This window comes from Rosistilla oblonga (genome assembly GCF_007751715.1).
Taxonomy (GTDB): Bacteria; Planctomycetota; Planctomycetia; order Pirellulales; family Pirellulaceae; genus Rosistilla; species Rosistilla oblonga.
The window spans coordinates 989156-1003374 of record NZ_CP036292.1; the positions used below are offsets into that span (position 1 = coordinate 989156).

A 14219-nucleotide genomic window follows, 5' to 3' on the forward strand; every position below is an offset into this window, starting at 1 on the left:
AATGCTCCCGCCTCCCACCTGACAGCTTCTTCCGATGCATCATTCTTTGACCTTTAAGGCTCGTCTTTTCCTTTGCGCGATCAGCTTCTTGGTTGCTCATCCCGCGATCGCTCAAGACGACGACCTGTTCGACGATTTCCCCAAGCCTGGACTGATCGGAACCTATCTCGATGCCGATGGGCACACCGCGGTTCGCGTCGATTCGGGCCTCACCTTCGATTGGGCCGATGCCGCTCCCGATCCGCGGATCGATGCCAACAAATTTTCAGTGGTCTGGCAGGGGCAGCTCTTGGTTCGCACCGCCGGCACCTATCGCTTCGCCTCCGATTCGATCGGCCAAGTAAAGTTCGAAGTCGACGACGAAGTGCTGTTGGACTGTCAGTCGCCGCAGCGCGATTGGATCGCTGGCGAAGCGTTCCCGTTGCGAGCCGGGATGCACGACTTGACGATCCGCTTCCAAAAAACATCCGATGCCGCGGCGATGCGTCTGTTTTGGTCGAGCGATTCGTTTTCGTGGGAGCCGATCAATCCGGCCAACACGCTGCACGAGATCGAAGACGAACCCGAAGACGGCTTTGCTCGTGGGCACGCGTTGGCTGAAGCGTTCCGCTGCGCCGCGTGCCATGAGATCGGTGGTGCTTCACCGCCGTTGGACGCTCCGTCGCTCGAACGCTTGACCGGCAATCTACACCCGTCGTGGGTCGTCGATCGGCTGATGCAGTCGACCTCCGACGCCGATGCGTCGACCAAGATGCCCCATTTCGCAATGACTGAAAAGCAGAGCCAAGCGGTCGCGGCTTATCTGTTTGGATTGTCCAAGGACCAGTCGCCGAAGAAGTTGGCGGCGGTGAAGCAGCCCAAGCCGAAGCGGGGCCAAAAGCTGAAGAAACCCGTCGAGCGTGGGCATGACCTTTTTGTCGGCATGGGCTGTCTGGCCTGCCACGAAAAGGGAGGCCTGGGGACACAGGATTTGCTGGGGGGCGGATCGCTTGAAAAAGTCGCCGCGAAGCGACCTCAAGACTACTTTGCCCGTTGGCTGCTCAACCCCGCGGCGGTCAACGCTCATCATCGCATGCCGCGATTTGAGCTGTCCGCATTGGAAGCTTCCGATCTGGCGACCTATCTACAGCAGGACGCCGCAAAAAGTGATGACGCTGCTCAGCCGAAGTGGCTTGGCGATCCGGCGCTGATCGAAATGGGACGTCAATTAGTAAAGCAAAATCGCTGTGCGTCGTGTCACGAGATCGAAGAATCGCTTCGTCCCGCTCCGTCATTGGCCAAGATCGCTTTGACTTCGCAAAGCGATTGGTCGCAGGCGTGCGTCGGTTCGACCGGAGCCGATCGCCCGCATTACGCATTGGGCGACGAGGACCAGCAAGCGATCAAAGCGGCTGTCGACGCGGTCCTGCCGGACGCGGAAATTCAATTTAGTGGAGCCGATGTGTTGCGACGCAGCAATTGTTTGGCTTGTCATCCTCGCAACCTGGCCACAGGAAATGCGAAGCTCGCCTTTGCGATCGCCTCTGAAAACTCGGACGCCTTCGAACATGCTGCCGTGCTGACGCCGCCGTCGCTGAACAGCATCGGCGACAAATTAAAAGACGCTTCGCTGCAGCAAGCCGTTCGTGGCGAAGCTCCCAAGCGACGCCCGTGGTTGCAGGTGCGGATGCCGAAGTTCCGGTTCAACGCGGACGAAGCCGATCGCTTGGCTGATTGGTTCATCGCTCAAGACCGAATCCCCGCTCATGGCCAAGCCGAGCAACCGGCGCAGCTGAGCGAATCGGCACTGCTCGCCGTCGGGCCGCGTCTGGTTACCAGCAACGGTTTCGGATGTGTCAGCTGTCACAGTATCGGCGACGTTTCCCCGGCCAAGGCGCCAGTCAATTCGCGTGGTCCGAATCTGGCGGGGCTGGGCAAAGATGTTCGCAAGGAGTGGTTCGACCGCTGGGTTGCCGATCCGTTACGCGTGGTTCCACGCGTCGAAATGCCGGCGATCAAGGTGCCGGTCGACGGCGTGCTGCACGACAACTTGGATCAACAGATCGGTGCCGTTTGGCAGGTCTTGAATCTCGAAGGCTTCCGCCCGCCGCGTCCCGACGCGGTCCGAGTGGTCCGCCATAGTGGAAACGATCTCAGCGACGACACCCACGTTTTGACCGACGTATTGCGAGTCGACGAGACACAATACATCAAACCGTTTCTGATTGGGTTACCCAATCGACATAACATCTTGTTCGACCTGGCCGAAGCTCGGCTGACCGGTTGGTGGATGGGCGATACTGCATCGCAATATACCGAAGGCAAAGCGTGGCACTGGGAAGCGGGGGGCGTGAACTTGATCGACGCTCCAACATCCGATGCCGATTTTGCTCTGGTCTCCAAGACCTCGGGCGAGGTGCTGATGCCGATTCGCGAGCGGCAATTTATCACCGAGCCCGACGCGTGGCGTCAGACCGCGGATGGATTGCAATTCGAGTACCGCTTGAAGTTTCAAGCTTCCGACGATGTCGAGATCGTGGTCCCCGTCGAAGAGTTGTATTCCGTAGTCGCTGGAGAAAACGGAGCCTCGGGCTGGAGCCGACGAGTGGTTTCCGGCGAGGTCCCCGCAGACTGGACGCTACGGTTCCGCGCCGCTGGCGACGAGTTTCAACTCGCTGGCGATGGGAATTTGCGAGCGAAAGACAAAACCAAGCTGTACGTTGCTGCGGGGAATGAAGCGACAAAATTTGATCCGACAGGCAAGTTGTTGCTGCAGTCGAACCAGCCGGTTCAATTGAACTACCTCGCAGAGTTGCCAGTCGATCGCTTGCCGAAGTTCGACGCGGCGGATGACGATCTGCAATCGATCGCGTTGGATGTGGTGCCAGGCTTCAAGTCGATCCAGTTGCCGCTGTCGCACGAGATCATGCCTGTGGCGATGGCCTGGCGCGATCCGCAAACGATGTTCATCGCCGATCTCAAGGGACGTGTCTTCCGCGGCGAGGATACCGATGGCGATCAGATTCCCGATCGCGTGACGCAGTACAGCGACGAACTGGCCGCGCCGTTTGGTATCAGCGCTGGCGAAGACTACGTCGATGTGATCACGAAATATGCGTTGCTGCGTCTGTTCGACGACGGCCGCGTGGAGAACCTGGTGAGCGGATGGGGGCATACCGCCGACTATCACGATTGGGCCACCGGGTTGCCTCAAGATGCCGACGGCAGCTATTACGTCGCTCTCGCATGTCAGCAGGATACGCGGACTCAGCCAGCTGCTTATCTGCGAGGGACTGTGTTGCGGTTGAATCCGCGGCGGCCGAGTGCCGCCAATCCGCAGCATTTCGATATCGAAGTGCTCAGCGGCGGGCATCGCTTCCCGATCGGAATCGCCCGGAACCGTGGAGGCGATCTGTTTGTGACCGACAACCAGGGCAACTACAACCCGTTCAATGAACTCAATCATGTGATGAAGGGGCATCGTTACGGATTTATCAACCGGCTGGAACGCAAGGACGGATTTAATCCGCCGCTGACCGCACCGGCGATCGATATCCCGCACCCTTGGACGCGTAGCGTTAACGGGATCTGCTTCCTTGAGTCGCCTGAGGAGTTGGGCAGCGATGCGTTTGGTCCCTTCGAAGGGCATCTGGTCGGATGCGAATACGATACGCGGCGGCTGGTTCGCATGAGTCTTGAAAAAGTGGGCGACACGATTCAGGGAGCGGCTTATCCGTTCAGCTACGATCAACCGCCGACTGGCCCGGCGATGTTGGGGCCGATTTCCGCAGCGGTCTCGCCCGACGGAGCGTTGGTGATCGGCAACATCCGCGACAGCGGTTGGGGAGCGGGGCAGAACACGGGAAGCGTCGTGCGGATGGAGCTCGTCGAATCGGAACTGCCCGCGGGGATTCGAGAAGTGCGAGCAACATCGACAGGGTTTATCGTCGAGTTTACCGGAGAGGTCGCTGCGAATGCGGCAGCCGATTCGGACAACTACGCGGTCCAATCCTACACGCGAGAATCGACGCCCGCGTACGGCGGCGACGACAAAAACAACCGCTCCGAAACCGTGGCCTCGGTCGCTTACGATCCGGACAAGCGAACCGCAGTCATCGAACTGGCCAATCCACTGCGTCCCGATTACGTCTACGAATTCAATCTGAAGTCGATGGCAAAGTCAGACTCAGCGGCCTTCTTCCCCGACCGCGCGTTCTACACGCTACGAACGGTTCCTAAGTAGGATCGGTGGCACGTTTTGACTCCGGAGGAGTTCCCGTCGGTAGCTCGGGGCGTCAGCCTCGAGACCGTTCGAGTCAGTTTGTTTGCCATTCGATTCGGCGGACCTTGCCGCCGAGGCTCTTCTTCACCAAGGCGTTGCGAGCGGTTTGGTCGAGCTTGGGAGCGCCGCGGAGGTAGGTGTCCAGAATTCGCGGGACAATGATTTGCAACGCATGGGTGACGTCGGTGTCGGTCCGCATCAGCTTGCGGGAGCCGCCGGTGGGATCGGAAAAGCTGAAGTGATTGGCATCGTAGAACCACAGCAGATGTTTGTCCTTTGAAGGCATCAGCTTAAAAAAGTCACGGTGCCCGTTCCCTTGAATGTCGCGTGTTCCGGAGATCCCGACAAACGGAACCTCGACTTCGGAAAAGCTGTTTCGGTCGAAGAAGTTTCCGTTGGAACTCTGCGGACTCATGGCGATCCCCAGTCCGATGCGAGGTTCGGAAAGGTCCTCGTCGATGCCAACCGGTTTGACTCCGCAGCTGACCATCGCGGTGTAGGCACCGTAAGAATGTCCTAGGATCGCGATCTTCGATAGGTCGATGCGATCTCGGATTCTGGCGTCCGAACTGTTGAGTCGCTCGGCGAGATCGATCGCGAACCGTACGTCGAGCGGTCGGTTCTTTCTCGCCGTCATGTCATCGCCGCATTCCAAAAGAGCTTCCTTGAAGCCAAGCTTTTGGATTCGCATACGACGGCGGATGTCGTCGGTGTTGCTGGCGACGTGCTCCAGGCAGATCACAACATAGTCTTGTTTCGCCATTTCGGCGGCCAAGGCGTACAAACCATGACGACTGCCCGCCCCGCCGTGGGAAACCAGTACCAGCGGCTGAGCCTCGCGGCTATTCGGCAGATGAATCGCCACCGGAACATTGCGTTGGCGGGTTTCATCAAAATTCCTCGGCAGGTCGATGACCGCTTCTTGAGCGACGGCAAATCCAGCGGTTGCAAACAAGGTGGCGAGTAAAGTGGTTCGAAAGACCGAGGGGATCATCGGTTTCATCGTGATTCGTTCCAATCGAGTAGAGTCGTCGTTCAAACGGTTGGTGGTACCCGGGCGTTGCAGGTTCTGAATTTCCTGTGCAGCCGATCCGATGTCGCTAGCTCAGGCTTGCCCGTATGCGAAGCTGTAAGCGATTGTTCCGTTGGGATTGGTTGGGGCGAAATAGCATTGCGTTCACTTGGTGGCGTTGGCTGAGAGCGGTTGATGGTATCCCTTGGCCGGATAGGTTCGGCTGTTGAACGCGGTTCCCAGACCATCCCAACCAGGGCTGGGCTGCATGTATGCCGCGTCAGCCTCTTCGGCCACCACCGTTGCATCGGTCTCTACTTTGCCGCGTGCCGTCTTGCGATGAGTCTGCGGGCATGACGTGATTAGGCAATCGCGGAGCGTGATCGGTTGCTTCGCCTTGTCGTCGGTCTGTACCGCGGCGGTTCGCATGGCATGGAAAGTCGACCGGTCGACGGTGATCGGCCCGCCGTTGCACCACAGGCCGCACGATGCCCAACCAGAAAAGCAATTTTTCAGCGTGGCGGACTTCCAGATCCGGATGTTGCGCGAGTTGCCAAGTGCGATGCAATCGACAAGCTGGACGCCGTCGACCTTCAGATCGAAGCCGCCGTCCTGGTTGCGGATGGCTCGGCAACCCGTGAAGCGGACGTCCGATGTATTCCCTTCGACGACAAAGCCGTCACCATTCTTGTAACGCTTCTTCTGCAGCGGCATCAGGTTGTTCTGCGCCAGGCAGTCTTCAAACACAAACTGTGAGTTGGGGACGCCGCCGTTGTTGACGATAAAGCCAAACGGAAACAACTCCGTCTTCGTCTCCCAATAGGCGTCCCCTTCGGAGCAATCGGCCGTGCACTGCCGTAGGGTCACGCGGTTGCAACCTTGTTCAAATCGGAACCCATGTTTGGTGTAGCGGCGAAGATCGCAGCCATGCAACTGCAAGTCGTCGCAACCGGAGAGGTAGAACCCGTGCCGAAACCGCCGCATGTCGACGTCGTTGAAGACCAGGTGCGGACAGTTCGCTCCCTCCTTCCCGGCAGAGACCAGGACGCAGTTTTTGTAGTCCTCGATCCGCAGCCCTTCGAGAACCAGATACCCAGCTCCCGGTTTGATCTGCACTGCCGTGGCACCTTTGTCGGGTTTATCCTCCGACCATGTCGATATGAAGACCGGCAGGCCCTCTCCGCGGTCGACGCCCGCGATCGTCTTGGGGGATCCGTCGGCGCCTCCTTGAGTGATCGTCAGTCGAGCGTCCTTGTAGACGCCGCCTCCCAAAAGCAACCGATCGCCCGGCATCATCGTTTTGTTGACGACGTCCGAGAGTGCCTGCTGGTCCAGGGCGTGTTCCCAGGTGGAGCCATCCTTGCGTCCGGCCCCTTGCACAGTCAGATGGAAATCGGCGGCATCGACAAGGCACGGCAGGCAATGGCTTGCGATCAGGATCCAGGTCGCGTAGAGGGGCATCGAGAAGTTGGTGGTCCGCTTCATTTCAATTTCCGTTGGGGCCGCGGACGCCAGCAACCGTCACTGCGGAGCATGGCGTGGTGCGTCGAAGAGTCGGTAGATCGTTGCGTGCGAGTTTATTCGCTTCGCAGGATCTTTTCCATCTTCCGGCCTTTGGCGAGTTCGTCGACCAATTTGTCCATGTAACGGACTTTCTGTGTCAGTGGGGTCTCGATCTCTTCGATGCGATACCCGCAGATGACTCCCGTGATCAGGTGCGCATTAGGGTTCAGCTTCGCCCGCTTGAAGAATTGTTCGAATGTCGTGTTGTCGTCGATCTGTTTCTGCAACGCCTTGTCATCGAATCCGGTCAGCCAGCGGATTACTTGATGTAATTCCTCGCGACTGCGTCCCTTCTTCTCCACCTTCGCAAGATAGTGCGGGTAGACCGACGCAAAGGTCAGGTTCGCCATCCGATTGTCGTGGTCGCTGGTGGTGCCCATTCTGGGATACTCTTCCAAATCGCGGCGGTGCTGGATTGCCTCAACCGATTTTAACCATCGAAGGCCCTGAAAGTTCTTTGGTTTACGCGAAGAAATAGAAACAGGTGGGGACGGGAGCTGTTGGGAGCATCCGGTAACTGCTGGGCATCGATTGCGAGTTGGGCTGTGCCCGTTGGGAGCCCTGCCCTGGACCTGCTGTGCAAAACGAAATGTTTCCAAGTTTGTTGAGGCTGCGACGAATACTTCGTAGAAAAGTATCTTCCCTCAAGCCGGAGTGCCACCGATGTTTGGAATTGGCGTCTTGGAAATCATCATTATTGCGGCCGTTGGTTTGGCGGGAATCGCCATACCGTTCTGCATCGTTTACGCGGCAGTGCGTTTGGGGAACCGCGATTCCAAAAAGCGTGAGTAATCAAATGGTAAGGAGAGAAGGAGACATCCACGAAATGCTTGGCTAGCGTTTTCGATTCCTCTCCCAAGTTATGCTGTCTCTGCTTGCCGCCACCAATCTTATCATCGCTGCTGCGATCGATCTGCCAATAAACCCCGTCCTGAAGATCGGATCGAGATCAACCGGATCGACTGCGTGGCTCAACAGCAACAGTTCGGTCACGCCGCTTAGATGATTGCCGGGATGAGGTTGGCAGAATAGTTGACTCTTCCAGAGTCAATTTATGCAACCTCGCACCGGAGTGTCCGCCCTTCTGTCGCGCGACGTGGATCAATATCGGAAGATCATGTCCACTGTCACTCGGTCTTCCAAAACGTCTTTGAACGCAGTCAGGGGGAACTCGTAAGCGATACCAGCTTCGATATTTCCGCTTGGTTTAAACTTCATGCCAACATTGTGTGTGACCAAATCGTTGCCTTCGACATCGGTCGCCGCCAAGTTGAGCAGGTCTTGTCCCGAGACACCCAGTGCCAAACCGTTCTCCGCTTCATCGACCCAGTGCCACCAAGAGTTTTCGGTGAACAGGTAAACGCGGTCGGTCACCTTCATGTCAATGTGATTGTTCCAGTGGACCGTGGTGCTTTGAACCGATTGATCCACCGGCAATTGCCAGCCAATCGAGCTAAGAATGTGAGCGTTGCCACCCAATAAACGCTGACCACCGGTCGCGAAAAAGTGGAACTGGCCATCGCCGATAGCCTGAGACGATTGTTTGCTACCGAGTGGAATCTCGTAGGTGAAACCGCCGGACAGCAACGTTCCCGATTGTGTGTCGCGGATGAAGTTGTACTTCAGGCCCGCCGTCACATCCGCCCATCCGGAATCCAACAACAGCGTGTCCAACGCTCCTTCGCTATTGTCCAAGATGTATCCATCTTTGACCGCGATAAAGCTGAGTCGTTCGGTCAAAGCCATGCGGAACTGCAACGCAAAAAGTTGTACCGAACCGCCCGCAGGAATGTTCCCCGGGCCAAGCGTCGCGGGGAATTGATGCGTCATAAAGATGGGACGCAGTTCCGTCAAGTTGCGAGGATCTTCAAAGTGAACAAAGTCGATCATTGGGCTGATGAAGTCATCAAAGCAGTGATCGCTTGGACGCAGATGTTGTTTCAGCGAAGACAGCCATCCATCGGCGTCGTAACTCGCTGGCTCGTACCCGACCAGCCCCACTGGATTGGACTCACTGGTTTGCTCGGCTGAAACAAATGACGTCAAACAAAACACCATGACGACGGCAAGAGCCGAGACCTTCCAAACACAATTCATAATCCATCCCCTGTGCCGATGACATTGTCGATGACCGATCCACGGGGCCGATCAACTCGAACAACGCGCAGTTTTCATAGGGAAGCGAATCGACCGGCAGAGCCTCGCTGCTGCGTTTTGATATCAGCGAACAACACAGATTGCCAAGCTGCTATCAATCGCAGATCCGTCGTCACCCGAAGCCAAACCCGCTCTGCCTTCAGGCAAAATTGTGCGTTCCTGTCACATGAGCCGCACGCACCGCATCACCGAGGTACCAATTCGACTCCGCCGATAGCCAATTCCCTCAAGTGAACGCTCAACTTGAAACAACTCAACCATTCAAAAAAAAGACCCAGCGTCCACACAGCCCCTCTGGCTGCGACAACCCTTCCAGAAGAGTCGCCCTTCGGTGCAGGCAACATTTTCGCAGACGTCACACCCTACCATGCTCGCCCCGGCAAGCGATTTTGATGTGACCTGAAACGATACTTCGTCCCGGTCTGCGTTTGATTCCCGGTTGGGAACGCCCAGAAAGCAATCGCTGTGACTCTCAAGGCGTGGAAGGTGCCTGTGGCCACGTGGTTGCTCGTGACCGTACGGGTACCGAAAGAAAAAGGAATCGTCACCTCGGCCCCAAACCGAGAGCCGGATTAGACCGCGACGGTGCTTTGGATTCCGCGGCAGGCTTTTTTGATCGCGTCGGCGTCCAGCGAGAGATCGTGCAGCAGTTCCTCCCGTTCGCCGTGCTCGACGAACATGTCGGGGATTCCCAGTCGCGTGATGCCTCGGGTGTCCAGGTGCATGTCGTTAGCCGCTTCCAGGAAGGCCGAACCGAAGCCGCCTTGCAACGCACCCTCTTCGAGCGTGATCACATGTCCGCAGCTCTCAATCACCTCGGCGACCATCTCGCGATCGATCGGCTTGGCGAATCGGGCGTTGACCACGGTCACACTCATTTCCGATTCCAATTGCTTGGCAGCTTCTAAGGCTTGATCCAACAACGCTCCGAAGGAGACGATCGCCACGTCGGTGCCGCGTTGGATATATTCCGCTTTGCCGGTTTCGATCGGATCGGGTTTGCGCTGCATGTGCAGTGCCGAGCACTTGGGATAGCGGAGCGATGTGGCGACATCCGATTGGAGCGCGTAGTCGAGCATTGGGGCGAGTTCTTCCGAGTAGCCGGGCGCCATGACTGTCAGGTTCGGGAAGACACGCATGTATCCGATATCGAACAGGCCGTGGTGCGTTGGGCCGTCGGGACCGGTCAGCCCCGCGCGGTCCAGCATGAAGACGACCGGCAGCTTTTGCAGGCATGCTTCCTGGAAGATCTGGTCGTAGCTGCGTTGTAGGAAGGTGCTGTAGATGTCGACGATCGGTCGCATGCCCGCTTTGCATTGTCCAGCGGCGAAGGCGACCGCATGCGATTCGCAGATTCCGACATCGAAGAACCGATCGGGGAACTGCTCGCGAACCGGCTCCAATTTGTTGCCCTGGCACATCGCCGCAGTCATCACCGTCACTCGCTCGTCGCGTTGCATCGCGTCGCGGATCGCATCGCGAGCAAAATTGGTGTAGGCCGGTTGGCTGGAACCGCTGGCCGGGACCGGCTTGCCCCCTTCATCGACAAACTTCGGAGGGGTGTGGAAGTAGACGGGATCCTGTTCGGCGGGGACATAACCGCGTCCCTTTTCGGTCACGACGTGCAACAGCACGGGGCCGCTGAGATCCTTGACCATCGCCAGGTACTTTTTCAGCAGGCCGATGTCGTGGCCATCGATTGGACCGACGTAGCGGAAGCCGAGCTCCTCGAACATCATGCCGCCGAGCACGCCCGCTTTGACACCTTCCTTCATCTGAGCCAGCAGGCGTTCGGTCGGATCACCGAAGACGGGAACGTGGTTCAGTACCCGCGCCACCTCTTGCTTGAGGCCGGTGTAGAAGGGATTGCCGCGGAGCCGATCGAGGTAGCGGGCGACGCCGCCGACGCGCGGGCAGATCGACATCTCATTGTCGTTGAGGATCATCAACAGATCTTTGTTCAGTTCGCCCGCGTTGTTCATCGCTTCGAAAACGATGCCGCTGGGGAACGCGCCGTCGCCGATCACGGCAACGCTCTTGCGATGCGATTGCCCCGCCAGGTCGTCGCCGCTGGCCAAGCCAAGGGCTGTGCTGACGCTGCACCCGGCGTGCCCGGTCATGAACAGATCGTAGGGGCTCTCGTGCGGGTTGGGGTAACCCATCAGGCCACCTTTGGTGCGAATCGTCTTGAATTCGCTGTACCGTCCGGTGATCAATTTGTGCGGGTAGATTTGATGGCCGGTATCCCAGATCAAGCGATCGCTGCGGAAATCAAACACGCTGTGCAGAGCGATGCAGAGTTCGACGACGCCCAGGTTCGATGCGAAGTGAGCGGTGCGAGTGGCCAGCAGATTGCACAAGACATCGCGGATCTCATCGGCCAATTGGTCGAGTTGTTTGACCGAGTAGTCTTTGAGCGGTTCGGCGGAATCAAGCTGTGCGAGTAGTTCGTGCATCGTTAGCGGCTCCTTTGCAGTACATAGTCAGCTAACTGGGATAACCGTTGGCCGGTGCCGCGGAATAACTCCGCGTGCTGTTTGGCCGCAGTGACCAGTTCGCTGGCTTTGCTTCGGCTGGCGTCAACGCCGATAAATCCTGGGAATGTCAATTTGCCACGAGCGGCATCTTTGCCGCTCTGTTTGCCCATTTCGTCGCCGTCGCCTTCCCAGTCGAGGAGGTCGTCAACAATCTGGAACGCCAAGCCCAAGTCTCTAGCATAGTCCGTCAACGACGCGATTTGCGATTCTTGAGCCCCTACACTAATTGCACCCAATTGTAGTGAACATGTGAAGAGGGCTCCCGTCTTTCTGCGGTGAATCGCTTCGAGCCAGGCGAGGTTATGCCGCTCGTTTCGGTTTTCCGCAAGCAGGTCGTCCGTTTGGCCGCCGACCATCCCCGACCGGCCCGCTGATTTTGCGAGCACTTCGCAGGCGCGGACGGCTCGTTCGGGCTGGGAGATCCCAGTCGCTAGCGTCTCAAAGGCTGCCGTTAGCAGCGCGTCGCCGGCCAGGATCGCGGTCGCTTCGTCGAATTGCTTATGGCAGGTAGGCCGCCCGCGACGCAGATCGTCGTCGTCCATCGCCGGCAGGTCGTCGTGGATCAAGGAGTAAGCGTGGACCATCTCGATCGCTACCGCAGCGGCGATCGCTTCGCTGCGCTCGCCGCCACACGCCTCAGCCGCCATCAGGACCAGCGCTGGTCGCAACCGCTTACCGGGGCTCATCAGGCTGTAACGCATCGCTTCGTTCAGCTCGGGAGGGCAGCCCTCCTGGGGAGCTAGCGCCGCGTTGAGCGCCGCATCGATTTCGGGGACCAAGTCGGCTAGCGGGTTTTTTACGGGCGATGCGGGATTCGACATGTTGGGATCAAAACAATGGTTGGTTCGGCGATGCGACTTCGGCTTGCTGGTATCTCAATCAGCAGGCTCGAATGTTTGACGATGGGCTTTGAACAATGGTCGCCTTTCGCTCCGCGAAAGTGGGGTTGCTGATCGCACTTTCGCGGAGCGAAAGGCGACAAACCTAATCGTTCAAAAACTCGGTGCTAAAAAAGGTTGGCATTGTCGTCGGTTGATTTTTTGGATGCAGCGGCGCCGCGTCGGCGGCCGCGCCCTTGTTGCTTCTCTTCGAGCGTCATCTCCGATTCATCGAACGGTTCGGTGATCGGGTTGCCTTCTTTGTCGAAGCCGGTCAATCGTTCGATCCGCCGTTCGAAGCTGTTCAGCAGTTCTTGGCAATGTCGGATCGTGCGGACGCCCACTTCGTAGGCTTGCAGCGATTCTTCGAGCGTCAGGTCTCCACTCTCCAAATCGCGGACGATCTGCTGGGTCTTCGACAGCCCCTCTTCGAATTGCAGCGGCGGTGTGTCGTCGTTGCTGTTATCGGAGGCGGTTTCGCTGGTCTTGGTTCGAGCCGACTTTTTCTTCATGACGCTGCGTTGGGTAGTCTTCGCTTCAAGGTCCGGCGGGCAAGGCTGTGGTTGCCAGTTGCCGTCGGGACTATTGGGGAGAGTCGTTTCGTTTTACACCGACCGATTATTTGAAGTCGGCGAGGTCGCGATCGTACAGACGATAGGTCTTGGTGATCTGAGCTCCGCCCCGTTCGATCGAGGCACGCGACAGTTGATTGCTCTCGAGCACCCAAGAGAGTTCGCCTTCGGTCAGCCCGAACTTTAGGGCGTCGGGCAAGATCCGATAGATCGTCACAACGCCCAGTCCCCAGCGTTGGTATTCGGGCAGGACGTTGGTGCTGAGCAGGCGGGCGCGTTTTAAGTGGCGGCGTCCCAATAGTAGGCGCAGCCAGCCGAAGGGGAACAGTTTGCCATCGATCTTTTTAATCAGCGGGTTGTAATCGAGCAGCCCAAAGCAGGCGCCGATCGGTTTGCCTTTGATCGATGCGATGCTGGTCATCTCGGGCGTCACCAGCATCCGCAGCTGCTTGCTCTGGTGGTCGATCTCCGCTTCGGACAACGGGACGTAGCCCCAAGTGTTGACGAGCGATTTGTTGTAGATATCCAAGAACAAGCGGACGTCGCTCATGAAGTTCTTGCGGCTCAGTGGACGCGTTTCAACTTCAAATCGGCGAGCGACCTCTTCGACGACAAATTTAAGTTTGGGGTCGAGGTTGTCGAGCATCGATAGCTCGACATCGTACGCATAGAGATCCTCTACTTTGGCGAGCCCAAACGATTCGACCAGCGCCGGATAGTAGGGCCGGTTGTAGGTCATCATAAAAGTAGGAGGTCGATCGAAGCCATCGATCAGCAGACCACACTCGTAGTTTAACGAGGGGTTCACCGGGCCGCGCATCGCGTCCATTCCCTTATCGGCCAACCATTTCGCAGCGGCTTCGAACAGGCCGGTCGCCGCCTCTTGATCGTCTTCGCATTCGAAGAAACCGAAGAAGCCACGCTGCTCGTCGAATTGACGATTGTGAGCGTGGTTCACCAACGCTGCGATACGGCCGACGACCTTGTTACCGCGAGCTGCCAAGAAGGTTTGAATCTCGGCGTCTTGGTAGAATGGATGTGGCTTGAAATTCACCATCTCGCGTTGGTGCGAGCGGATCGGCGGAATCCAATTCTCGTCACCTCTATAGATTTGCCAGGGGAGAGATAGGAATTGCTTTTGATCTTTGCTCGATTGAACCGGCCAGATTTTCAATGTTTCAGTCATTAATTTGCGATGTATGTTTACAGGCACACGTTAGGGGGTTGCCACGTGGAAAG

Annotated in this window: 9 protein-coding genes; 1 reads left to right on the forward strand and 8 read right to left on the reverse strand. The window is 57.7% G+C overall.

Going from position 1 to position 14219, the window contains the following annotated elements:
* Positions 1 to 34 precede the first annotated feature (34 nt).
* The gene (locus tag CA51_RS03470; RefSeq protein ID WP_145117834.1) at positions 35 to 4222 is read left to right on the forward strand and encodes a c-type cytochrome; all 4188 of its coding nucleotides are present in this window, start codon (positions 35 to 37) and stop codon (positions 4220 to 4222) included.
* A 73-nt stretch (positions 4223 to 4295) separates the two neighbouring features.
* Here CA51_RS03470 and CA51_RS03475 read toward each other — a convergent pair whose 3' ends face one another.
* From CA51_RS03475 to CA51_RS03510, 8 genes are all read right to left on the reverse strand, one after another.
* A complete protein-coding gene (locus tag CA51_RS03475; RefSeq protein ID WP_197451564.1) occupies positions 4296 to 5264 on the reverse strand; it encodes an alpha/beta hydrolase family protein in 969 nt (322 codons plus the stop codon).
* A 174-nt stretch (positions 5265 to 5438) separates the two neighbouring features.
* Positions 5439 to 6758 (reverse strand): right-handed parallel beta-helix repeat-containing protein, encoded by a 1320-nt coding sequence (locus CA51_RS03480; protein WP_197451565.1) that lies wholly within the window; start codon positions 6756 to 6758, stop codon positions 5439 to 5441.
* Between the two features lie 92 nt (positions 6759 to 6850).
* Complete coding sequence (locus CA51_RS03485; protein ID WP_145117836.1) at positions 6851 to 7216, reverse strand: DUF2200 domain-containing protein; 366 nt, start codon at positions 7214 to 7216, stop codon at positions 6851 to 6853.
* A gap of 721 nt (positions 7217 to 7937) precedes the next feature.
* The gene (locus tag CA51_RS03490; RefSeq protein WP_231745976.1) at positions 7938 to 8933 is read right to left on the reverse strand and encodes a hypothetical protein; all 996 of its coding nucleotides are present in this window, start codon (positions 8931 to 8933) and stop codon (positions 7938 to 7940) included.
* Positions 8934 to 9565: 632 nt separating this feature from the next.
* Positions 9566 to 11449: a 1-deoxy-D-xylulose-5-phosphate synthase gene (dxs, locus tag CA51_RS03495; RefSeq protein WP_145117838.1), complete on the reverse strand. Its 1884-nt coding sequence runs from the start codon at positions 11447 to 11449 to the stop codon at positions 9566 to 9568.
* Between the two features lie 2 nt (positions 11450 to 11451).
* A complete protein-coding gene (locus CA51_RS03500; protein WP_231745977.1) occupies positions 11452 to 12351 on the reverse strand; it encodes a polyprenyl synthetase family protein in 900 nt (299 codons plus the stop codon).
* A gap of 185 nt (positions 12352 to 12536) precedes the next feature.
* Positions 12537 to 12920, reverse strand: a complete 384-nt coding sequence (xseB, locus tag CA51_RS03505) for an exodeoxyribonuclease VII small subunit (RefSeq protein ID WP_145117840.1) — start codon at positions 12918 to 12920, stop codon at positions 12537 to 12539.
* 106 nt (positions 12921 to 13026) lie between these two features.
* On the reverse strand, positions 13027 to 14166 hold the full coding sequence (locus tag CA51_RS03510; RefSeq protein ID WP_145117842.1) for an N-acetyltransferase: 1140 nt from the start codon (positions 14164 to 14166) through the stop codon (positions 13027 to 13029).
* Positions 14167 to 14219: the final 53 nt, after the last annotated feature.

Coding starts and splice junctions, on each gene's coding strand:
- CA51_RS03480 (WP_197451565.1), bottom strand. CDS start 6,758: ATGAAGCGGACCACCAACTTCTCGATGCCCCTCTACGCGACCTGGATC.
- CA51_RS03475 (WP_197451564.1), bottom strand. CDS start 5,264: ATGAAACCGATGATCCCCTCGGTCTTTCGAACCACTTTACTCGCCACC.
- CA51_RS03510 (WP_145117842.1), bottom strand. CDS start 14,166: ATGACTGAAACATTGAAAATCTGGCCGGTTCAATCGAGCAAAGATCAA.
- dxs (WP_145117838.1), bottom strand. CDS start 11,449: ATGCACGAACTACTCGCACAGCTTGATTCCGCCGAACCGCTCAAAGAC.
- CA51_RS03500 (WP_231745977.1), bottom strand. CDS start 12,351: ATGTCGAATCCCGCATCGCCCGTAAAAAACCCGCTAGCCGACTTGGTC.
- CA51_RS03485 (WP_145117836.1), bottom strand. CDS start 7,216: ATGGGCACCACCAGCGACCACGACAATCGGATGGCGAACCTGACCTTT.
- xseB (WP_145117840.1), bottom strand. CDS start 12,920: ATGAAGAAAAAGTCGGCTCGAACCAAGACCAGCGAAACCGCCTCCGAT.
- CA51_RS03490 (WP_231745976.1), bottom strand. CDS start 8,933: ATGAATTGTGTTTGGAAGGTCTCGGCTCTTGCCGTCGTCATGGTGTTT.
- CA51_RS03470 (WP_145117834.1), top strand. CDS start 35: ATGCATCATTCTTTGACCTTTAAGGCTCGTCTTTTCCTTTGCGCGATC.